Origin of the sequence: Hyunsoonleella sp. 2307UL5-6 (assembly GCF_047345485.1) — a bacterium.
Taxonomy (GTDB): domain Bacteria; phylum Bacteroidota; class Bacteroidia; order Flavobacteriales; family Flavobacteriaceae; genus Jejuia.
Genome location: NZ_JBLFEN010000004.1, coordinates 307,766 through 329,738, shown reverse-complemented (window position 1 = coordinate 329,738; position 21,973 = coordinate 307,766). Strand labels below are relative to the sequence as shown.

General features: G+C 31.5%; 19 protein-coding genes and 1 tRNA gene. 15 read left to right on the top strand and 5 right to left on the bottom strand.

Annotated elements, in window-relative coordinates; genetic code table 11:
* The first annotated feature begins 37 nt into the window (after window positions 1-37).
* Window positions 38-808, top strand: coding sequence for a glycosyltransferase family 2 protein (locus ACKGJY_RS09575; RefSeq protein ID WP_413973657.1), 771 nt, complete (start codon window positions 38-40; stop codon window positions 806-808).
* Here the strand turns inward: ACKGJY_RS09575 and ACKGJY_RS09570 are convergent.
* Window positions 793-1,791, bottom strand: a complete 999-nt coding sequence (locus ACKGJY_RS09570; RefSeq protein WP_413973656.1) for a glycosyltransferase family 4 protein — start codon at window positions 1,789-1,791, stop codon at window positions 793-795. The genes ACKGJY_RS09575 and ACKGJY_RS09570 overlap by 16 nt on opposite strands.
* Window positions 1,792-1,793: 2 nt before the next feature.
* Window positions 1,794-2,594, bottom strand: coding sequence for a lipopolysaccharide kinase InaA family protein (locus tag ACKGJY_RS09565; RefSeq protein WP_413973655.1), 801 nt, complete (start codon window positions 2,592-2,594; stop codon window positions 1,794-1,796).
* A gap of 154 nt (window positions 2,595-2,748) precedes the next feature.
* Between ACKGJY_RS09565 and ACKGJY_RS09560 the strand changes: the two genes are divergently transcribed.
* The 5 genes from ACKGJY_RS09560 to ACKGJY_RS09540 all read left to right on the top strand — a co-directional run bounded on the left by ACKGJY_RS09560 (window position 2,749) and on the right by ACKGJY_RS09540 (window position 8,246).
* Window positions 2,749-3,858: a glycosyltransferase family 4 protein gene (locus tag ACKGJY_RS09560; RefSeq protein ID WP_413973654.1), complete on the top strand. Its 1,110-nt coding sequence runs from the start codon at window positions 2,749-2,751 to the stop codon at window positions 3,856-3,858.
* Complete coding sequence (locus ACKGJY_RS09555; protein WP_413973653.1) at window positions 3,851-4,420, top strand: L-threonylcarbamoyladenylate synthase; 570 nt, start codon at window positions 3,851-3,853, stop codon at window positions 4,418-4,420. The genes ACKGJY_RS09560 and ACKGJY_RS09555 overlap by 8 nt, the downstream gene beginning before the upstream one ends.
* Window positions 4,421-4,460: 40 nt before the next feature.
* Window positions 4,461-5,879: a CCA tRNA nucleotidyltransferase gene (locus ACKGJY_RS09550; protein WP_413973652.1), complete on the top strand. Its 1,419-nt coding sequence runs from the start codon at window positions 4,461-4,463 to the stop codon at window positions 5,877-5,879.
* A 371-nt stretch (window positions 5,880-6,250) separates the two neighbouring features.
* Entirely contained in the window at window positions 6,251-7,267 is a 1,017-nt protein-coding gene (locus ACKGJY_RS09545) for a COX15/CtaA family protein (protein WP_413973651.1), read from the top strand.
* A 1-nt stretch (window position 7,268) separates the two neighbouring features.
* Window positions 7,269-8,246, top strand: a complete 978-nt coding sequence (locus ACKGJY_RS09540; RefSeq protein WP_413973650.1) for an MBL fold metallo-hydrolase — start codon at window positions 7,269-7,271, stop codon at window positions 8,244-8,246.
* 86 nt (window positions 8,247-8,332) lie between these two features.
* Here the strand turns inward: ACKGJY_RS09540 and rpsT are convergent, their stop codons facing one another.
* From rpsT to proS, 3 genes are all read right to left on the bottom strand, one after another.
* Window positions 8,333-8,584: a 30S ribosomal protein S20 gene (gene rpsT, locus ACKGJY_RS09535; protein WP_413973649.1), complete on the bottom strand. Its 252-nt coding sequence runs from the start codon at window positions 8,582-8,584 to the stop codon at window positions 8,333-8,335.
* Window positions 8,585-8,609: 25 nt separating this feature from the next.
* Window positions 8,610-8,681, bottom strand: a tRNA-Glu gene (locus tag ACKGJY_RS09530).
* Between the two features lie 114 nt (window positions 8,682-8,795).
* Window positions 8,796-10,274, bottom strand: a complete 1,479-nt coding sequence (gene proS / locus ACKGJY_RS09525; protein ID WP_413973648.1) for a proline--tRNA ligase — start codon at window positions 10,272-10,274, stop codon at window positions 8,796-8,798.
* Between the two features lie 129 nt (window positions 10,275-10,403).
* Between proS and ACKGJY_RS09520 the strand changes: the two genes are divergently transcribed.
* From ACKGJY_RS09520 to ACKGJY_RS09480, 9 genes are all read left to right on the top strand, one after another.
* Entirely contained in the window at window positions 10,404-11,609 is a 1,206-nt protein-coding gene (locus ACKGJY_RS09520; RefSeq protein ID WP_413973647.1) for a hypothetical protein, read from the top strand.
* A gap of 118 nt (window positions 11,610-11,727) precedes the next feature.
* The gene (locus ACKGJY_RS09515) at window positions 11,728-13,251 is read left to right on the top strand and encodes an OmpP1/FadL family transporter (RefSeq protein ID WP_413973646.1); all 1,524 of its coding nucleotides are present in this window, start codon (window positions 11,728-11,730) and stop codon (window positions 13,249-13,251) included.
* Window positions 13,252-13,625: 374 nt separating this feature from the next.
* Entirely contained in the window at window positions 13,626-14,300 is a 675-nt protein-coding gene (folE, locus tag ACKGJY_RS09510; protein WP_413973645.1) for a GTP cyclohydrolase I FolE, read from the top strand.
* Between the two features lie 46 nt (window positions 14,301-14,346).
* The gene (gene cysS / locus ACKGJY_RS09505; protein WP_413973644.1) at window positions 14,347-15,828 is read left to right on the top strand and encodes a cysteine--tRNA ligase; all 1,482 of its coding nucleotides are present in this window, start codon (window positions 14,347-14,349) and stop codon (window positions 15,826-15,828) included.
* Between the two features lie 115 nt (window positions 15,829-15,943).
* A complete protein-coding gene (gene yidD, locus ACKGJY_RS09500) occupies window positions 15,944-16,183 on the top strand; it encodes a membrane protein insertion efficiency factor YidD (protein ID WP_413973643.1) in 240 nt (79 codons plus the stop codon).
* Window positions 16,184-16,530: 347 nt separating this feature from the next.
* Window positions 16,531-18,960, top strand: a complete 2,430-nt coding sequence (locus ACKGJY_RS09495; protein ID WP_413973642.1) for a sensor histidine kinase — start codon at window positions 16,531-16,533, stop codon at window positions 18,958-18,960.
* A gap of 6 nt (window positions 18,961-18,966) precedes the next feature.
* Window positions 18,967-19,638 (top strand): hypothetical protein, encoded by a 672-nt coding sequence (locus ACKGJY_RS09490; RefSeq protein WP_413973641.1) that lies wholly within the window; start codon window positions 18,967-18,969, stop codon window positions 19,636-19,638.
* Window positions 19,635-20,270: an HNH endonuclease gene (locus tag ACKGJY_RS09485; protein ID WP_413973640.1), complete on the top strand. Its 636-nt coding sequence runs from the start codon at window positions 19,635-19,637 to the stop codon at window positions 20,268-20,270. Before ACKGJY_RS09490 ends, ACKGJY_RS09485 begins: the two co-directional genes overlap by 4 nt.
* Window positions 20,263-21,846, top strand: coding sequence for an Eco57I restriction-modification methylase domain-containing protein (locus tag ACKGJY_RS09480; protein ID WP_413973639.1), 1,584 nt, complete (start codon window positions 20,263-20,265; stop codon window positions 21,844-21,846). The genes ACKGJY_RS09485 and ACKGJY_RS09480 overlap by 8 nt, the downstream gene beginning before the upstream one ends.
* The last annotated feature ends 127 nt before the right edge of the window (window positions 21,847-21,973 follow it).

Sequence of the window (21,973 nt, the reverse complement as noted above, 5' to 3'; positions counted from 1 at the left end):
CAAAAATAACTATTTTTATCAAAATTTAATGATATATATGATTAAACTGTCTGGTGTTATCATAACATTTAACGAGGAAAGAAACATTGAAGCATGCCTTAAATCTTTGGTAAATGTGGTTGATGAAATAGTGGTGGTAGATTCGTTTTCAACAGACCAAACAAAAGCTATTTGTAGCAAATACAAGGTTACCTTTATTGAACAATCATTTTTAGGCTATATAGAACAAAAGAATTTTGCCTTAAAACAAGCTAAACATAACTACATTGTTTCTTTAGATGGTGATGAAGCACTTTCTGAAACGCTACAAAAATCTATAATTACGTTGAAATCGAATTGGGAGTTTGATGGCTATTTTTGCAACAGATTTAATAATTTTTGTGGGCAATGGATCAAACATTCGGATTGGTACCCCAATAAAAAGCTGAGAGTTTTTGATAGAAGAAAAGCAGAATGGAAAGGTATTAACCCTCATGATAATGTGCTTTTAAAAGATTCTAAATCAAAAACTGGACATTTACAAGGTGATATTTTACATTGGACGTATCAAACCTATTCTGAGTTTAACAATAAAACCGAATATTTTTCTACAATTGCCGCCAAGGCCTATTTTGATAAAGGTAAAACAGCCTCATTTATTAAAATAGTAGGTAACCCAACTTGGGCGTTTTTTAAAGCTTATGTTTTAAGGTTAGGTTTTTTAGATGGTATTAACGGCTTTGTAATATGTGCGCAAACTGCAAATATTACGTTTTTAAAATATACTAAATTATTAGAGCTACAGCGGCAACATCAACCTAAAAAATAACCATCTATAGTTTTTGAGCAGTTTTCCCAAGTATAAGGCATTACGTATTGCCGTGTATCAATTGTATTTTTAAATGCTTTTTCAATTAATGGCATAACATCCTTATAAGTAGCATCAAGGTCAAACAAATACCCGTTTTTTTCATGTTGAATTAAATCTGGTGCAAAACCAGTTTTTGAAGCAACTGGCACACAATTAGACATCATTGCTTCAAGAATAGGCACAGGACCGCCTTCTAAAAGTGATGGAGAAATAAAAACATCTAATTTATTATATAAATCTGGATAAGACTCATAAGGTACATCATTATGGTATATAAAATTAGGCAAAACTTTTAGCTCATTATATCTATCGTAGTTTTCCCAATTTCTTCCAATTAAATGAAAATCTATATTTGGCATGTTTTTAATAATATCTAAAACTAAATCGGGGTTTTTACGTATCCCAAAATTAGAGCAAAAGCCAACATCGCCATTTCCGCGTTTATGACTATAAAATGTTTGTGATGACGTACCAATGTGTAGCACCTCAAGTATATCTCGTCTTACACCACATTCAATTAGATATTTTTTGACATCAGAATTTAAACAAATAATAGTATCAGCCTTATTTAAACACCAAACCACATGTGTTTTAGAGTATTTTTTAGACCAATTTGGGTGTGTAAACATTACAACATTCTTCTTTTTTAGTATACTAGGTGTACTTCTTATACATCTGCAAAAATAATTTTGATAAATAAAAAAATAACCATCGGCCTCGGGAAGGTTTCGCAGTTTATCATGATAATGTGTATCTGCATCTAAAGAAGAATATCGAGATAGCCGTCTTACTTTTGCACCAAAAATCCAATCTTTATCTTTTTCTCTAGCTACGTAAATCAATTTTTTAATAGACTCTGGCGAACTATAAAATTTTGATTTTAAAATCGCTATTACATATTTCCATTTATGGACTATTGCGAAGTAAAGTTGTTCTCCCATGTTTATTTAATTGGCGATTCTGAAACTCTATTCTTATATTTTTTCTTCCAAAAGAAAATACGCTTTTTAATTCTTATTTTTCTATAAAATTTATCCTGAAATGCTTTTGTGTAATTCCAAATAGCATTAAAAATTTTGTCCTCATCGTATCCTGTACATTTTGCATATTCGTTAGCCATAACTTTTATCATAGACTTATGAATAGTTAATTTTGAAAAATTCCTCATGCGTGTTTCAAAATTTAATACACCAAAATTCATTCGGTTTAAATCTACCAGATAAAAATTATAAGTATTTTCTTTTCTACATATTAATGTATTTCCAGGCGAGTGGTCTAAAAAATGAACACCTTTTTCATGTAAATCATACGTAAATCTGGTAAATGCGCGCAAAATAGCATCATAGTCTTCAATTTCAAAATCTGTAGTTAACTCTCTATAAGTCAAATCACAATCTACAAATTCACTAATATAAAAACTCCTTTTAAACGCAAAAGGCGTAGTTTGCTTTTGATATGCAATTGGTGCTGGTGTTTTAACTCCTAAATCCAATAATTTATTTGCATACATGTACGAGCGTTCTGCTTTAGACTTTCTAAAAAATTTGTAAGCTACTTTATTTATAAGATTCGGGATTTTAAACGATTTAATTGTATAAATTTCACCATTAATATCCACATTTTTAATCACATTACGTTCGGCATCTCCAAGCACTTTAGTGTAACTATCAAAGTTGATAATAGCATCGCTAACTTTATCTGTTAGTGGTTTTTTGTTAGGATGTACAACTAAGGTTGTTTTCATTTAAAACACATTTATATAGCGCAAGCTTATATGCAAATATATTTAAATAAAATGGAGTGAAATGGTGTGACATCATATTATATAATTTGTGTAATCAATATGCTTAATGTACTTTTGATTACATCGTTAATTGGACGATTAGAAAGAAAACTTAATGCATATTTTACACGTATCGGCAGTAACAAATTGGGGCGGTGGCGAATACCACATAGAAAATTTATGTAGTGAATTATTAACTTCTAATCCTGAAATAAAAAACACTGTTTTATGTGTTGAAGATTCACCTTTTAAGGAGCGTCTTTCTAAAACAAAAATACAATACATAACTGCACCGCTAAGAATAAAAATAGATTTACGATATGTATTTAAGCTTGGTAAAATATGTAAAAAACACCAGATAAGTTTAATTCATATTCACGACCCAAGCGCTCTACAATTAACAATAATAGCAGATAAAATATACAATTTACCGCCTTTTGTTTTAAGTAAAAAAACATCGTTCCCTATTAAGGATAGAAAAAAAACATTATTTAAATATAATTACTCAAAAATTAAAAAAATACTATGTGTTTCAAATGAAACTAAAAACGTTGCGAAAAAAGCTATTGTAGATAAAAACAAACTTCTTACGGTATACCATGGTACTAACTTAAAAACTAAAAGTACCAAAACACCTTTTTTAATTAGAAAAAAATATAATATACCAAACCATAAAACTATTGTTGGACACATAGGTAATCATATTAAAGCAAAACATTTAGAAACGTTTATTAATGTGGTGGATAGAATTATTAATATTGAAAAACACACCAATTTTATCTTTATACAAATAGGGACATTTAGCGAACGAACCGATGCATTAAAAGTAAAAGTTAACCAACTAAATTTACAAGAGCATCTTATTTTTATGGGATATACACCACAGGCCTCCAACTTTATTCCGCAATTTGATATAGCGTTAATGACCTCTCAAAGTGAAGGCTTACCACAATTTATTTATGAATCTATGTATCATAAAACACCTATTGTAAGTACAGATGTTGGTGGTATTTCAGAACTTATCACTCATGAAGTTAATGGTTTTTTAGCACCAATTCATGATGCTGATACGTTAACAGCACACCTTCTAAAACTTAATAATTCTACAAACCTTAAAGCACAATTTATTTCAAAAAGTTATAAGATACTTTTAGCGCAATTTACCACTGAAAATATGGCACGTGAAACCGTAAAAATTTATAAATCTGTTTTAAAAGATGCCTAATATACATGCTGAAGTAAAAAATGCAGTTACTACTCTAAAAAACGGAGGTCTTATTATACTACCTACAGATACGTATTGGAGTATCGCATGTGATGCCACTAATAACAAAGCTGTTGAAAAATTATTCGCAATAAAACAAAGTAAAAGCCAAAGAAATATTACGTGTTTTGTTGCCGATGATCGCATGTTAAATAAGTATGTAAAACAAATACCTTTAGCCGCTCAAAGCATATTAGAAATCACAGATATACCCACTACTTTAATTTATGAAGCTCCACAAAATTTAGCTACAAATTTAATAGCAAAAGATAATACCATAGCCATACGAATTCCTGATGATGACTTTTGCTACCAACTATCAAGACGATTAAACGGGGCTTTGGCAACAACGCTAGCTCATATTGAGGGAGAAACTATACCAAAATCCTTTAAAGAAATAGTGCCAGCTATTTTAAAAGATGTAGCGTATGTCGTAAATTTGCAAAAAGAAAAAATTTGCAAAATACATGCTGCAATAATTCAAATAAGCAACAGTAATATTGTGAAGATTTTACGAAAATAGATCGCTTAATTTTTATCAAGTTGCATTTTTATTTTTATTCATGAACTATAAAGAGGCTATAAAAAACAATATATTTAAAGTAATCTCTAAATCAGCAAATCAGCTTAATTTAGACAGCTATGTTATTGGCGGATTTGTTCGTGATTATTTATTAAAACGCGGTGATGCAAAAGATATTGATATTGTTGCCATTGGTAGTGGTATTGCATTAGCTAAACAGGTTGCTAAAAACTTACCTAACACACCAAAAGTACAAGTATTTAAAACTTACGGTACTGCAATGTTACGCCACAATGATATTGAAATTGAATTTGTGGGAGCAAGAAAAGAATCTTACGCAAAAGATAGTAGAAACCCAGTGGTTGAACATGGTACTTTGCAAGATGACCAAAACCGACGGGATTTTACTATAAATGCATTAGCTATTAATTTATCTGAAGCTAATTTTGGCGATATACTAGATCCATTTAACGGGATACAAGATTTAAAAGACAAAATAATTAGAACACCATTAGACCCTGATATTACTTATAGTGATGACCCTTTACGAATGATGCGTGCTATTAGGTTTGCAACACAATTAAATTTTAAAATTGAAACAGAAAGTTTAAACGCCATTACTAGGAATGCTGAACGCATTAAAATTATAACAAATGAGCGTATTGTTGTAGAGCTTCATAAAATACTAGAAAGCAAAACACCATCAATTGGCTTTTTACTATTAGAAAAAACAGGAGTATTAAAACACATTTTACCAGAATTAACAGCACTTAAAGGTATAGATGAAATTGAAGGACAACGCCATAAAGATAATTTTTACCACACCCTGGAAGTTGTAGATAATATTGCAAAACATACTGATGATTTATGGTTGCGTTGGGCTGCACTGTTACATGATATTGGTAAAGCACCAACCAAACGCTTTAGTAAAAAAGTAGGCTGGACGTTTCATGGGCATGAATTTGAAGGTTCTAAAATGGTATACCATTTATTTAAACGTTTAAAAATGCCATTGAATGATAAAATGAAATTTGTTCAAAAAATGGTGTTTATGAGTTCTCGCCCAATTGTTTTGGCCCAAGATATGGTAACAGATTCTGCTGTGAGACGCTTAGTATTTGATGCTGGCGATTATGTAGAAGATTTAATGACGCTTTGTGAGGCTGATATTACCACTAAAAACCCAAGAAAATTTAATAAATATCATAACAATTTTAAGATTGTTCGTGATAAAATAATTGAAGTTGAAGAGCGCGACCAAGTACGAAATTTTCAACCTCCTGTATCAGGAGCTGAAATTATGGAAACCTTCAATTTAAAACCATCACGAGAAATAGGTATCATAAAAGAAGCAATAAAAGAAGCCATTTTAGAAGGAGAAATACCTAATGAACATGCTGCTGCTTACAACTTGATGCTTAAAAAAGGAGAGCAGCTAGGGTTAAAGTTAAACGCTTAATATTAAGATTACTATGTGCAGATTCTAAAACTTAATCTTTGCCAATCTAGTATTTCATTTAAGTTACTCTTTAAAAAAGTATTAATGAAACCCATTGTGCATTTTGAGTTGAAATAAACAGTGCAATGTCAGTTCGAGTGATTTTTTTGATAAAAAAATAGTATCGAGAACCAATTCATATTAAAAATTCTTATTCTCGATACAAATTTCACTCATTTCAATCGTGAAATTCACTCGAATTGACAGAATTTTTCCAAATGCACAACGGGTTAATGAATTTTATTTAAATGATTACATTACATATATTTAAAAAAAGCTGTAAATTTTAAAGACTATAAATAATAGTATTTGTTTTGAAAAAAAATTGAATTATGAAAAAGGATAATAAACGTGTAATTTACTGGTTATTAACTGGATGTATCCTCATATTTATTATGGTGATTGTTGGTGGTATTACCCGATTAACGCATTCTGGTCTCTCAATTTCTAATTATAAATTAATCTCTGGCACCATTCCACCTATGAACGATTTAGAATGGCAAGAAGCTTTTGATTTGTATAAGGAGTACCCTGAATACCAAAAGCTAAACAATCATTTTAGTTTAGAAGATTTTAAAGACATCTACTTCTGGGAGTGGTTTCATCGTGTTTTAGGACGACTAATTGGTTTGGTATTTATAATTCCGTTTTTATATTTTTTAATTACTAAACAACTCTCTAAACCTACGATTAAAAAATCCTTTACCCTATTAATAATGGGTAGTTTTCAAGGATTTTTAGGATGGTATATGGTAAAAAGCGGATTGGTAGACAGACCAGATGTAAGTCATTTCAGGCTAGCTGCACACTTAACCACAGCATTCTTAACTTTTGCTTATACCTTTTGGGTAGCATTAGACTTGATTTATCCTAAAAAGAAAGATATCTCAAAAAGTTTTAGAAATTTAGTTCGGGTTGGCTTAGTGGTATTACTAATTCAAATTATATATGGTGCTTTTGTTGCTGGCTTAGATGCTGGGTGGATACACAACCACTGGCCTATGATGAGTGAAGGCAAATTTATGCACGAAACTGTATATATTGAACAAACGCCTATTTATAAAAACTTTATTGAAGGTAAAAGTGGCGTACAGTTTGTGCATAGAATTTTAGCGTACGTTGTTGTACTCATGGTTATTATTATTTGGAGAAAAAGCAAACAACTTATACTCACTAAAAATCAAGTTATAGGTATTGCTGTACTTTTAGGCATGGTATTTATACAATTTCTATTAGGTGTACTTACTATAATATTACAAGTTCCTGTTTGGCTAGGTGTTGCACATCAAGTTGGTGCATTTATATTACTTTCAGCAATGGTATTTACGTTACATAGATTTAGTAAGTAAAATGAAAACACACTTTATATTATTAAGTTTAGTTCTATTTATTCTGGCTTGCAATAACAATGTATCTAGTAAAAAAATAGTTTCTATCGATACTACAGAGAATACAAGCGTAAATGAGACATCACTTATAGTTCTAGGAACCACACAAGATGCTGGTGCTCCTCAAATTGGTTGTAAAAAAAAATGCTGCATTGGTTTATTTAATAATTCAACCGTAAACAGAAATGTAGTTTCGTTAGGCCTTATCGATGCTAAAAATCATAAAACCTATTTATTTGAGGCTACGCCTGATATTGGTTCTCAAATAAAAACACTTACCCAACTTGATAATCAGAATACAAATCAATTAGTAGACGGTATTTTTTTAACACATGCACATATAGGGCATTACACAGGTTTGATGTATTTAGGTAAAGAAGCTACAAATGCAACTAAAATTTTAGTGTATGGCATGCCTAAAATGAATGTGTTTCTTGAAAATAATGCACCTTGGAATTTGCTAGTAAAAAACAAAAACATTGTACTAAATACACTTAAAAACGAAGAGCAAATAGTACTATCTAATACTATTACAGTAATTCCAGTTTTAGTACCTCATAGAGATGAGTTGTCTGAAACTGTTGGTTACAAAATTGAAGGGCCAAATAAAAGTGCTTTATTTATTCCAGATATTGACAAATGGGAAAAATGGAATAAAAATATTCTAGAAGAAATAAAAAAAGTAGACTATGCTTTTTTGGATGCGACGTTTTACAATAACGAAGAAATTAACAATAGAGACATTAGTGAAATTCCACATCCATTTGTTATAGAAAGTATTGAAAAATTCAAAACGCTAAGAAAAGAAGAGAAAAACAAAGTGATTTTCATTCATTTTAATCATACTAATCCATTACTAAATCCTGAAAGTAAAGAAACTAAACATATTTTAGATGAAGGATTTAGAATCGCCAGAAAAAATGATATCTTTAAACTATAACATTATTTAGGAAAATTAAAATATATGCTATAAAAAAACCACTCCTAAAGAGTGGTTTTTTTATAGTATTTGTAAATTATAATTTACTATAATGCTTGAATGTGTTTCGCTAAACCAGATTTTACATTTGCAGCTTTATTAGCATGTATAATATTCTTTTTAGCTAATTTATCTAACATAGAAACGATTGAAGGAAACATAGCTTCTGCTTCTTTCTTATCAGATAGTTCACGTAATTTTTTTATAGCGTTACGAGTTGTTTTGTGTTGGTACTTATTTAACACACGTCTTTTCTCGTTACTTCTTATTCTTTTTAAAGCTGACTTATGATTTGCCATTTTGTTTTTTTCTTATTAAAAATTGTAGCCCGTAGGGGAATCGAACCCCTCTTACCAGGATGAAAACCTGGCGTCCTAGCCGATAGACGAACGGGCCATTTGGTTATTTTATTATTTAAATGAACCTACAACGTTTCCATTGCGGATGCAAAAATACAACTATTTTTAAATGTTGCAACTGTAGATTAAACTTTTTTAAAAAAAAATTAATCTAATATGCTTTTGCAAATAAAACACGCTTGCTAGAGGGCTTTCCCGAATACACACAAACACCTTCTTCTTCTCTAGCATCCAACGGTATACAGCGTATTGTAGCTTTTGTTAACTCTTTTATTTTATCTTCTGTCTCAATAGTGCCATCCCAATGTGCAGAGATAAATCCGCCCTTACGCTCTAACGTATCTTTAAATGTATCAAACGTATCTACAGGTGTAATATGTTCTTCTCTAAAACTAAGCGCCTTTTTATATAGTGATGTTTGTATATCTTTTAGCAAGTTTTCTATTACAACACTCACTCTATCTAAAATTACTACTTCTTTACTTAATGTATCTCTTCTAGCTACTTCAACAGTTTCATTTTCTAAATCTTTTGGTCCAATTGCAATTCTCACGGGTACTCCTTGTAATTCGTGTTGTGCAAATTTTGCACCAGGTCTCAATGTGTCACGTTTATCAAATTTTACAGAAATATTTCTATCTCTTAAATCACCTATAATATCATTAGCTACTTTACTAATAGCCTCAAACTGCTCATCATTCTTATATATAGGTACAATAACTACTTGGTATGGTGCCAAATTTGGCGGTAATACTAAACCATTATCATCACTATGTGTCATTATTAATGCACCCATCAAACGTGTGGAAACGCCCCAAGAAGTTGCCCAAACATAATCTTGCTTCCCTTCTTTATTAGCATATTTAACATCAAATGCTTTTGCAAAATTCTGACCTAAAAAATGAGATGTTCCGGCCTGTAATGCCTTACCGTCTTGCATTAATGCTTCAATACAATAAGTATCTTCAGCACCTGCAAAACGCTCGCTTTCAGATTTCACACCTTGTATAACAGGTATAGCCATAAAATTCTCCACAAATTTTGCATATATACCATTCATTAATTTAGTCTCTTCAATAGCTTCTGCTTTTGTAGCATGTGCTGTGTGGCCTTCTTGCCACAAAAATTCAGCTGTACGTAAAAATAAGCGAGTACGCATTTCCCAACGCACAACATTTGCCCATTGATTAATTAATATGGGTAAATCTCTGTAAGATTGAATCCATTTTCTATATGTGTTCCAAATAATAGCTTCACTTGTAGGTCTAACAACTAATTCTTCTTCTAGTTTTGCTTCGGGATCTACACGTAATTTACCCGCTCTATCAGGATCAGACTGCAACCTATAATGTGTAACAACTGCACACTCTTTTGCAAATCCTTCAGCATTTTTTTCTTCAGCTTCAAACAGACTTTTAGGAACAAACAGTGGAAAATATGCATTTTGATGTCCTGTTTCTTTAAACATTTTATCTAATTCTGCTTGCATTTTCTCCCATATCGCATACCCATAGGGTTTAATTACCATACAACCTCTTACTGCAGAGTTCTCTGCTAAATCTGCCTTGACAACCAGTTCGTTATACCATTTTGAATAATCTTCTGCCCTACTAGTAAGTTTTTTGCTCATATTGCTTTTTTGGCACAAATATTGTGACTATGTTAAATAAAAAAATAGTTGCGCAAAACTAACTATTTTTGTTATGTTCAACAATTAAATTATAGAGATATGCAAATTATTAACTACTTAAAATCGAAAATGCAATTCGCAGCAATCTTTGGATTGTTCTTTGGATTAGCATCTTGTGGTTCGTACCAATATGTTGGTGTTGACAATGATGGTATTTATGGTGGTACTAACACTACGCCTCAAAACCAACAAAATGTTGTTAATGCTAACAAAGATGCTCAAGGTAATGATTATTACGAGAATTACTTTAAAAACAAAGCACAAGAGTATGAAGTTGCTACCGACAATGGCGCTATTTTTACAGATATAGATAATTACAGTAGTGAAGATAATATTGCTACAGATGATAATTTAAATAACGATTATCAAGGTAATGCAGGTTGGGGACAAGTTAATGATAATGTTACAATAAACTATATTGACAACGGATGGAACAACTGGGGATGGAATCCTTGGTTAAATGGCGGCTTTGGCTTTGGCTTTGGCGGAGGCTTTGGTTGGAATAATTGGGGATGGAATAGATGGAACCGCTGGGGCGGTGGATGGAACAATCCATGGTTTAATGGTGGCTTTGGCTTTGGCGGAGGCTTCGGTTGGGGCGGTGGCTTCGGTTGGAACAGATGGGGATATCCTGGGTTTTACGGTAATGGATTTATAGCTGGAAACGGGTTTAATAGGTTTGGAAACAGGTTTGCATACAATAATACAAGAAGAAGTTCTGCTACTTTTGGTAGAAATTCTACAAATAATTCTTTAAGACGAAGTAGTGTGGCTAATAACAGACGCTTATCTACAAATGATAGAAGTAACACAACCGCTAGAAGGTATAATAGTACCTCTAGAAGAACAAGTGTTGCACGCAGCAATAGTCCTTCTTCAAGATATAGCACCGCAAGACGCAATAGTAACAGTGTGGTAAGAAATAACGGTACGTCCGCTAGAAGAGTGGTTAGATCTGGTAATTCTAGTTCTATAAATAGAAACTCAACGGTAAGACGAAGCAGCTCAAGGCAACCTTTGTATTCACGTAATAATAGATCATCTTCCTCTAACAGTAGATACTCTACACCTATTAGAAGAAGTTCTTCATCAAATTATTCTAGAGGAGGAAATTCTAACTATAGCAGAAGTTCTTCAAGATCTAGTTCTAGTAGAAGTAGCGGGTCATATTCAAGATCATCGTCTTCAAGAAGTTCAGGGTCTGTATCTAGATCATCAGGAGGTTCTAGAAGTTCAGGAAGTTCTAGAGGTTCATCTGGAGGCAGAAGACGTTAATAGTTAAATCAATAAAAAAATATGGTATTCCTATGATGTTTAAAATAATCAAAATGTATAAAACGCAATGATTATTTTAAACATCCTTGGACTACTAATGCCCATTAAAATAAAACATATGAAAAAGCTCCAATTATTATGCATAGGCTTACTATCTGTGTCTACACTATATAGTCAAGATATAAGTGACGCTTTAAGATACTCTCAAGATAATATTCAAGGAACTGCAAGATTTAGAGCCTTAAGTGGTGCCTTTGGTGCCTTAGGTGGTGATATGAGTGCCGTAAACGTTAACCCCGCAGGTGCCGCAGTATTTAGTCAAAGTCATGCTTCTTTTTCTTTAGGAAATCAAGAAATTAATACTAATACACGGTATTTTAATGGTACTGTTAGTACAAACGATTCTAATTTTGATTTAACACAAGGTGGCGCTTCTTTTGTGTTTAAAAATACCAGCAACTCGCCTTGGAGAAAGTTTACAATTGGTGTGGCTTACGATAGAACTAATAATTTTGATGACAGTTGGTCTGCCTTTGGTACAAATACTAATAGCAACAACTTTAATAACACAATTGGAAGTTACTTCTTTGATTTGGCTCAAGGACTACGTTTAGATGAAATTTCAGCTTTCCCAAATGAAACATTAGATGACGCCTACGTTAATATTGGGAACGATTTAGGATTTGCTCATCAACAAGCATTTTTGGGTTTTGAGTCTTTTATATTAGATCCAGAAAATAATGAAGATGATAACACCAACTATCTATTAAACGTTGGAGAAGGTAACTTTAACCACGATTACACGTTTGTATCTACTGGCTATAACGGTAAAATTGCAGTAAACTTTGCCACACAATATGGAGATGATTTATATTTAGGTGTTAATTTGAATTCTCATTTTATTGATTACGATCGTTCTACCCTATTGTTTGAAGACAATAATAATACAGGATCTATAGTAACAGATGTTGAATTTGAAAATAACTTATCTACTAGAGGTTCTGGATTTTCATTTCAATTAGGTGGTATTTTAAAACTCACGAATGCGTTTAGAGTAGGCTTAACATACGATTCGCCTACTTGGTACACGATACAAGAAGAAACCTCTCAATTTTTAGGTACAGCTGGTAATGATGGAGAGCCTTTTAATATAAACATCAACCCGCAAATTACTAATGTATTTCCGTCTTACAGATTACAAACACCATCAAAAATAACTGGTAGTGCAGCATATATTTTTGGACAAAAAGGCTTATTGAGTTTTGATTATTCTACTAAAAATTATGGCACTACAGAATTTAGACCTGAAAATGATTTTACAGATTTGAATGCTGATATTAGTAATATACTAACTACTGCCGCAACATACAGATTGGGTGGTGAATACAAGCATAAACAATTTAGCTTTAGAGGTGGTTACAGGTTTGAAGAAAGCCCATATGTAGATGGCGTAACCGTAGGTGATTTAACTGGATTTTCTTTAGGCTTTGGTTATAATTTTGGAAACACAAGGCTAGATCTTACTTATGATAAATGGGAAAGAACAGATGAAACGCCTTTATTTAACGTGGGTTTAATTGATACTGTAACAATAGACAGACAAAACTCGAATATTACGCTAACATTAGGTTTTAATATTTAAACCCTGTTACAATTATATATTATATATACAAAGCTTGAATTTTCAATAAATTCAAGCTTTTTTAGGTTAACAAAAATTCTTTAAACAAAGAATATAATGTAAAATAGACCAATTAAGTTGCCTTTGAGATTGAGCGATTGTAGGAGTTCCTCTTAGAGAATGACTCGTAAAATATTTATATTTAATATTTTATTAATTTGAAATAAAAATTAATGAATAAAGCCCGACATAACCTACCTGCAATACCACTGATAGGCAGGCTCCCAAAAAATATGAATTGCATAATAACGCTTTAAGCTGCATTATTAACACAGCTTTAATCGCTAAAATTGAGAAATGTTTATCTTTGCAAATTAAATTTTGAGTAGATATTTATGAAATTTGATAATTTAGAGGAGTTTGATGCTTTAGGTGATGATCATGTTGGTACTTCGGAAGACACACCAATGCGTAGTGATGCGTTTAAACTTACTGATAATGAGAAGATAGAGGTTATAAAAGACGATGTACGCCATATTATGGAAACACTTGGTCTGGATTTAACTGACGATAGTTTAAAAGGCACACCAAACCGAGTGGCTAAAATGTTTGTAAATGAAATTTTTGGTGGTTTAAATCCTAAAAAGAAACCAAAAGCCTCTACGTTTGATAATAAGTACAAGTATGGAGAAATGCTTGTTGAAAAAAATATTACAGTATATTCTACCTGCGAACACCACTTATTACCAATTGTTGGTAGAGCACATGTTGCCTACATATCTAACGGAACTGTAGTAGGTTTGTCTAAAATGAATCGTATTGTAGATTATTACGCTAAACGCCCACAGGTGCAAGAACGCTTAACCATACAAATTGTTAAAGAGCTACAAAAAGTTTTAAACACTAAAGATGTGGCTTGTGTTATTGATGCTAAACATTTATGTGTGAATTCTAGAGGTATTCGAGATATTGAAAGTAGCACGGTAACTTCAGAATTTGGAGGTAAATTTAAAGATATAGATACGCGTCGTGAGTTTTTAGATTATATTAAACTCGATACTCAGTTTTAACATAAATTAATCCAAAAATTAGATACTAACGTTTTAGCGCAGCAACATGCAACTATACCAATCCAACCACATCAAAATATACAATTCGCTAAGCGGAAAAAAGGAAGATTTTAAACCTATAAACGAGGGCTATATTGGTATGTATGTTTGTGGGCCAACCGTTTACAGCTATGTACATTTAGGAAACGTAAGAACCTTTATGTCTTTTGATATGGTGTTTCGGTACTTAAAGCATTTAGGCTATAAAGTACGCTATGTTAGAAACATTACCGATGCTGGACACTTAGAGAACGATGCCGATGTTGGTGAAGATAAAATCACTAAAAAAGCGCGTTTAGAGCAAATAGAACCTATGGAAGTTGTACAGCGCTATACGGTAGATTTTCACAATATTCTAAATACGTTTAATTTTTTACCACCAAGTATAGAACCTACTGCCACAGGACATATTATAGAGCAAATTGAATTAATAAGTAAAATTATTGAAAACGGATTTGCGTACGAAGTAAATGGCTCTGTATATTTTGATGTTCATAAGTTTGATGAAACCAATGACTACGGTAAATTAAGCAAGCGTAAGCTAGAAGATTTAATACATAATACACGTGCTTTAGACGGGCAAAGCGATAAAAAAAATCCGCAAGATTTTGCACTTTGGAAAAAAGCCGAACCGGAGCATATTATGCGTTGGCCTTCGCCTTGGAGTGATGGTTTCCCGGGGTGGCACTTAGAGTGTACAGCAATGAGCACTAAATATTTGGGCGAACAATTTGATATACATGGCGGTGGTATGGATTTAAAATTTCCGCACCATGAATGTGAGATTGCTCAAAATGAGGCTGCACTAGGAAAATCTCCCGTAAATTACTGGATGCATGCCAACATGCTAGAGTTAAACGGGCAACGCATGTCTAAAACTACTGGCAATATCATAAACCCAAACGAGTTACTATCTGGAGATAACGATAAAATGAGTAAAGCCTACTCCCCTAGCGTTATTCGTTTTTTTATGGCACAATCCTCCTATAGAAGTGTTTTAGATTTAACGGATGATGGATTATTAGCCAGCGAAAAAGGCTTTTATAGACTAATGGATGGTATGCAGTTACTAAAAAGCATATCAGCAACTGGAACTTCTAGTATTGATGTCTCAGCATGGAAACAACACTGTTATGATGCGATGAATGATGATTTTAACTCGCCCATACTTATTGCACATTTGTTTGAAGCCATAAAATTCATAAATCAGATAAAAGATAAAAAAGCCAGTATTTCTGCTGAAGATTTACAGGTATTAAAACAGACAATGCATGCTTTTGTGTTTGACGTTTTAGGCTTAGAAAATGTAGCCGAAGCAAATTCTGGAAGCGATAAATTAGCTGGTGCTGTAGATGTATTAATTAAACTAAGGCAAGACGCCAGAGCAAATAAAGACTTTGCAATGTCTGATAAAATTAGAGATGAGTTGGCTAAAGTTGGCATACAACTAAAAGATGGTAAAGACGGTACTTCGTTTTCTGTAAATTAGTTTAGGGTATTCTCATTTTATTTTAACATCGCCTCTTAATATAAGTATCCTAAACAAGTTAGGGTTTACAATTTAAAAACAAGATAGATATTCTCTTTTATGGGAATTATAAATAATGTTGAAAAAACTACTTATAGCACCATTTTTATTTTTGATAAAAGTGTACCAAACGCTTATATCGCCACTTACTCCAGCTACGTGTAGATACCAACCCACATGTTCGCATTACTCCAAAGAAGCTTTACAAAAACATGGGTTATTAAAAGGTGGTTGGTTGGCTATAAAACGTATTTTTAGTTGTCATCCTTGGGGTGGTTCTGGGTATGACCCTGTGCCTAATAAGGATAAAAAGTGACTGTAGATACTCAGTATTTGTAAGAAAAATAACTAACTTAGTTTAATAATTGATAAAGTTCATTTAAATGGAACTTTATCTTTTATTATGCATAAGCTCTGAAAATCCAACCGTACAGTCAAGCTCTTTTGATTTTGCTCGGACTTCACAAAATAATAAGAACTTACCCTCCGCATCCGACTGAATTGAATATCCCGAAAATCTAAATAATCATCCTATTTATATATATTTGTGTCAAACATTTATAAAGATTACAGAAGAACCTTATTTAATTGCTTTAGCAATCGATAGTGAACCTGCTGAAGTTTTAGAAGAAGTTTGCAAACATTTAAAATTAGAAATTAATAATGGCTAAGGTTGCTTTCAAAGTTTCCGCAAGAGCGGGAAAGTTGTTGGGTAGAGAGAATTTCTCTAACCCAGAAGGAGCTATTATAGAATTAGTCAAAAACTCTTATGATGCTGATGCAAAAAATTGCCTAGTACTTTTTGACATTCCAACAAAAAAGGTAAAAGACAGCGATGGAAAAGAAATTGAAATTCCTGTAAGAGAAAAAAGCATTTTATATATTATTGACAATGGTGAAGGAATGACTGAAAAAGTTATTAAAGACCATTGGATGCAAATTGGAACAGGCAATAAGGAGAAAGATTATGTATCTGACGACAAAAGAACTAAAACAGGTGCAAAAGGAATTGGACGTTTTGCATTAGACAGACTTGGATTTGAAACTGAAATGTGGACCCTTTCTAAAAATGCAAAAGATGGTATTGGCTCTTTTTGGAAAATGGACTGGAATCAATTTGATAATGCGGACAAAGCTATTTCACAAATTGAAGCAGAATTAGAGTCTGCTAAAATTGACTTTAAGGGTAAAATTAAAAGCCTTACGAATAACAATGTGCTTATAGAAAAAGTTATAATGGATTTAAACTTTGATAGAGGTACAATCATTAAAATAGCAAACTTAAAAGATGATTGGTTTAATGAAGAAACATCTTCTGTCTTCAAAAGTTTAGAAGCACTAATTCCACCAAAAGAACTTAATATCCCTTTTGAAGTTTTCTTTAAACATTTTCAGCAACCCAAAGAGTTTGGTAAAGTTGAAACAGCATTTTTTAACGATTTTGATTACAAATTAAAGGCAAGTTATAATGCCAAGACTCTAAACGTTGAATTTGAAATAACAAGAAACGAGATTGACATTAAATCTTTAAAAAAGAAATATCCAAATGTTTATAAATCAAAAAAACACCCTTATGACCTAAAAACCCTAGAAAGCAAAACATTTACATATAACAAGTCTATTGACAAAGTTTTAAGTTGGAAACTAAATGATTCGAACAAGAAATTACTTAAAGATGTAGGTAGTTTCGATTTGACTTTTTATTACTTGAAGTTTTCAAATTCTATCAAAGAAGGGTATCCTTTTAAGACGGTTATTGCTCGAGAGAGAAAATCAACTCTAGAACGTTTTGGTGGTGTTAAAATTTATAGAGATTCTTTTAGAGTCAGACCTTATGGTGACCCAACCAATGATTGGCTTAAATTAGGAGCAAGAGTAGCTCAAAGTCCTGCTGGTGGAGGTCAAAGAATTGGAGATTGGAGAGTAAGACCTGAACAAACTGCTGGTATAATTACAATTTCAAGAAAAAGCAACCCGCTTCTTATCGACAAATCCGATAGAGGAGCATTACAAGAAAATGATGCTTTCGACACCTTTAAAACTATTATAGTAGCAGTAATTCACGAATTTGAGTTTGACAGAACAAAAATGTTGAATCCTTTATTCCTTGAAAACAAAAAAGCAAAAGAGCTAAAAAGAGAAAAGGAGATTCAGAAACGAGCAGAAGAACTTGCGGACAAAATAGTTGAAAAAAGGAAAAAAGTAGAAGAGTCCATTTACGGCAAAAAGGGGAAAGTAGATTTATTCCAAGAAAAAAAGGAAGAGGAAGAAAAAAAGACTTATGAAGAAGCTTTCAAGGATACTTTCAAAGCTATTGATGATGAAAAGGCAGAACAAGAAAACCAAGAAATTGTTCAAGTCAGGTCATTAGCAAGTTTAGGACTAGTAGTTTCTTCCTTTGCTCACGAATTAAAGGAAATTAAGGATAACGCTATTGAAGTAAAAGAACTTGAAGGAATATTCAAATCTATTGTTCCAAAAGAAAATAAAAATTCTGATGAATATAAAGATGGTATTGATATAATTGAATTATTAGATGAAAATTCTGATAAAATAATTCATTGGGTCGACTATGCGTTAACAGCAATTAAAAAAGACAAAAGAACTAGAGGCAAATTTAAATTCTCAGGCTTCTTAAAATCTTTAAAGACATCTTGGAGTAGAATATTTAAAAAGAAGGACATCTCATTAAATATTGATGATAAAACAAAAAATGTAACATACGATTTTAGAGCATTCGAAATGGATATGTCAACTATTTTTACCAATCTAATTAACAATTCAATTGATTCATTTAATAATCTAATTGAAATACAAGAAAGAGTCATAGACATTTCAGTTTGTCTTAAAGGTGATTATATTGAAATTACATATTCAGATAACGGTATTGGTTTAGATAAAGTTTTTGAGGATAAAGAAGAAATATTCTTACCATTTAAAACTGCAAAAAGAGATAGGAAAGGAAAAGAAATAGGAACAGGTCTAGGTATGTATCTAGTAAAGTCTGTAATTGATGACAACAACGGAACAATAGATATTTTGGAAGTAGAAAAGGGGTTTTCTGTTTTAATGTCTTTTCCAATTAGAAAATAAAAGATTATGGAAGCTAAATACAGAATTGGCTATGTTGACGAAGATGTTAAACAAGTCAGAAAATATCAACGAAGATTTAGAAAATTTGGATTTGAAGTTATTGGTTATGATTTTACTCATGGAATGACTATTGACGATTTAATGGAACAGGTTTATAATTCTAATATTGACTTGCTAATGATAGATTACAAATTAGATGAGTCTAATTTGGTGGTCTTTAATGGAGAAGCTGTTGAAAGTGCTATTTATGATGCCAAACCTCTATTTCCTCATATTATTTTCACAAATAAAAAGGATGACGCTGAACCACACGTAGAAGATTGGAAAATTATTTTTGATAAAGATAAAATCTTTAGAGAAGGTGAAGATGATGATAAAAAAGTACAACATTTTATAACAACTCTTGAAAGAAGTATTGAACAATATAGAAAACACATTCAACGAAGAAAAAATAAAATTTCTAATTTATTAGAAAAGGGTAAGATTCAAAAATTGAACCCAGATGAAAAGCACAATCTTTTAAAATTACAAAAGGAGCTAAAAGTACTTGATCCTTCAAATAAAATAGAGGTGCCTGAATATTTATTGCTATCCGAAAATTTGTCTGATGTGGAAGATTTAAAAAATGAAGCGGAAGAGTTCTTAAAAAATCTTATTGATAAAAAGAAGAAGCAATGAGTGTAAGAGAAATATTTCCTGAAAGAAGAATCAATCCTTCAAAGTCGGAAGGAGGAAAAAATTATCAAAAACACAAACCTGATTTAGAAGAGGATTTTAATCATTGCTGTGGATATTGTGGTGCTTTTGATGGGTTTGGATATACACTAACGTATTTTGAAATCGATCATTTTGTACCAAAAGATTTTATATTAAATTCTGGAAGTCTAATAGGATTATCTAAATATTCAAATCTTGTTTATTCTTGTAGATTTTGTAACAACAATAAATCAAAACATTGGCCATCTCAACGAGATGATGTTTATCATAATGGTAATGAAGGTTTCATTGAACCTTGTGATCCAGATTATGACAATCACTTATATAGAACTAATGATGGAGAAATAATGTGGCATACGCCAGTTGGTAAATGGATGGCGACAACTGCATTCAAGTTTGACCAAAGAATGGAAGAAATAAAATTGTTGTGGAAATATAATAAAACAAGAATAGCAATTGAGAAAATAATTGAAGAGTTAATTAGTTACCCAGAAGATAGTAACGAATATAAAGAGATAGAAAACAAACTTAATCCAATTTGTAAAAAACATTATTTTTTACAGAAAGAATTAGCGTCATTTTATAATGAATAAAAAAAGTACAGGTTCCTATTATTCGCCTGCATATTTAGCAAGCTTTATTTCTAAAAGAGTATTATCTTATTTTGGAAACAGAACTCGTATATCAATATTGGAACCAAGTGTTGGTGATGGATCTTTTATTTCAGAATTAGAGAAAGAGAAAAACATAAACATCAATTTAACAGCATTAGACATTAACAAAGTTGAATTAAAAACAGCTTCAAATAAATGGACGAGAAAAACAGCTTCATTTGTAGAAACGGACTTCTTAGAATTTTCAACAAATAGACAATATTCAGCTGTAATTGGTAATCCTCCATATGTCAAAAAAAATATTCTTACTTCAAAACAAATTGAATTAAGTAAAGAAGTACATTCTAATGAAAATTTGACAGAAGCATCAGTTAAAAATATTTGGACAACATTTTTAGTGAAATCAAATACATTGTTGGCTAAAAATGGAGTTTTGGCATTTGTCTTACCATCAGAATTATTGCAAGTTAAATTTGCAGAAGAGATTAGAGAATATTTAAAAGCTCAATTTGAAAGAATTGAAATATTTACTTTCAATAATCTGATGTTTGAATGCAAAGGGCAAGATACAATCGTACTTTTCGCTTATAAAAAATCTAATAATAAAGGCGAGTTTTTTACTAATATTTCTTCAAAAGAAACACTAGTAAATAACAGCTTCGTTTTAAGGAATAACGAATTGCTAGTTTCATCAAAAGTAAAATGGACACATCATTTTTTGACTTCTGATGAATTAACATTTATAGATAATCTAAAGAAAGAGCTTAAAACTGTAAATGATTATTCTGTCTCAAGACCTGGTATCGTAACGGCTGCAAACAAGTTTTTCATAATTGATAAAGAAACTGAAAACAAATACGGTTTATCAAAATACACAAAACCAATTATCCAAAAAGGACTCTATGTAAATGGAAGTGTGGTTTTTAACGATGAAAATATTAAAGAACTTGAAAAAGATAATCGTCCGACAAGGCTTTTACAACTAAATGACAATGATAAGATTTCAAAAAAATTACGAGAGTATTTAAAACTTGGTGAATTAGAAGAAATTCCTGATAGGTATAAGTGTAGAATCAGAAACAATTGGTATGTGATTCCTAATATTTCAGAAAGTCCAGATGCTTTCTTTTTTAAAAGAAGTCACTTATACCCAAAGCTTTTAAAGAACAATTCAGATGCTTTTGTGACTGATTCTGCTTACAAAGTTGATATGAAAAATGGATTTGACTTGAATAGTTTTATTTATTCATTCTACAATACGCTTACCTTACTTCTTTCAGAATTAGATGGCAGATATTATGGTGGTGGAGTTTTAGAATTGATTCCAAGTGAATTTAAAAAGTTACCCATTCCATACGTTGAGATTACCCAAATTCAATTTGAAAAATTCATAACTGATTTTGAAAATAAATCAAATATTGAACAAATATTAAATCAAAATGATTTTAACATACTTAACTCAACTTTGGGGATTAATAATGAGAATCTACAAAAACTGACAGAAATTAGAAATAAATTAAAAAAGAAAAGATTACGTGAATATGCCAATGCCTAAAGCCATACAAATTTGCAATTCGCTACAGCCTAAACACAATACAAAATTTCAAAAAAGTATATCTTTGATAACGCTAGAAAGTTTTCGGAAAGAAAAGCTGGTGTACAACAATATATAAAAAAATTAT

Excerpts from the sequence above, each read along its gene's own strand:
- ACKGJY_RS09575 (WP_413973657.1), top strand. The coding sequence starts at position 38 with ATGATTAAACTGTCTGGTGTTATCATAACATTTAACGAGGAAAGAAAC.
- ACKGJY_RS09570 (WP_413973656.1), bottom strand. The coding sequence starts at position 1,791 with ATGGGAGAACAACTTTACTTCGCAATAGTCCATAAATGGAAATATGTA.
- ACKGJY_RS09565 (WP_413973655.1), bottom strand. The coding sequence starts at position 2,594 with ATGAAAACAACCTTAGTTGTACATCCTAACAAAAAACCACTAACAGAT.
- ACKGJY_RS09560 (WP_413973654.1), top strand. The coding sequence starts at position 2,749 with ATGCATATTTTACACGTATCGGCAGTAACAAATTGGGGCGGTGGCGAA.
- ACKGJY_RS09555 (WP_413973653.1), top strand. The coding sequence starts at position 3,851 with ATGCCTAATATACATGCTGAAGTAAAAAATGCAGTTACTACTCTAAAA.
- ACKGJY_RS09550 (WP_413973652.1), top strand. The coding sequence starts at position 4,461 with ATGAACTATAAAGAGGCTATAAAAAACAATATATTTAAAGTAATCTCT.
- ACKGJY_RS09545 (WP_413973651.1), top strand. The coding sequence starts at position 6,251 with ATGAAAAAGGATAATAAACGTGTAATTTACTGGTTATTAACTGGATGT.
- ACKGJY_RS09540 (WP_413973650.1), top strand. The coding sequence starts at position 7,269 with ATGAAAACACACTTTATATTATTAAGTTTAGTTCTATTTATTCTGGCT.
- rpsT (WP_413973649.1), bottom strand. The coding sequence starts at position 8,584 with ATGGCAAATCATAAGTCAGCTTTAAAAAGAATAAGAAGTAACGAGAAA.
- proS (WP_413973648.1), bottom strand. The coding sequence starts at position 10,274 with ATGAGCAAAAAACTTACTAGTAGGGCAGAAGATTATTCAAAATGGTAT.
- ACKGJY_RS09520 (WP_413973647.1), top strand. The coding sequence starts at position 10,404 with ATGCAATTCGCAGCAATCTTTGGATTGTTCTTTGGATTAGCATCTTGT.
- ACKGJY_RS09515 (WP_413973646.1), top strand. The coding sequence starts at position 11,728 with ATGAAAAAGCTCCAATTATTATGCATAGGCTTACTATCTGTGTCTACA.
- folE (WP_413973645.1), top strand. The coding sequence starts at position 13,626 with ATGAAATTTGATAATTTAGAGGAGTTTGATGCTTTAGGTGATGATCAT.
- cysS (WP_413973644.1), top strand. The coding sequence starts at position 14,347 with ATGCAACTATACCAATCCAACCACATCAAAATATACAATTCGCTAAGC.
- yidD (WP_413973643.1), top strand. The coding sequence starts at position 15,944 with ATGTTGAAAAAACTACTTATAGCACCATTTTTATTTTTGATAAAAGTG.
- ACKGJY_RS09495 (WP_413973642.1), top strand. The coding sequence starts at position 16,531 with ATGGCTAAGGTTGCTTTCAAAGTTTCCGCAAGAGCGGGAAAGTTGTTG.
- ACKGJY_RS09490 (WP_413973641.1), top strand. The coding sequence starts at position 18,967 with ATGGAAGCTAAATACAGAATTGGCTATGTTGACGAAGATGTTAAACAA.
- ACKGJY_RS09485 (WP_413973640.1), top strand. The coding sequence starts at position 19,635 with ATGAGTGTAAGAGAAATATTTCCTGAAAGAAGAATCAATCCTTCAAAG.
- ACKGJY_RS09480 (WP_413973639.1), top strand. The coding sequence starts at position 20,263 with ATGAATAAAAAAAGTACAGGTTCCTATTATTCGCCTGCATATTTAGCA.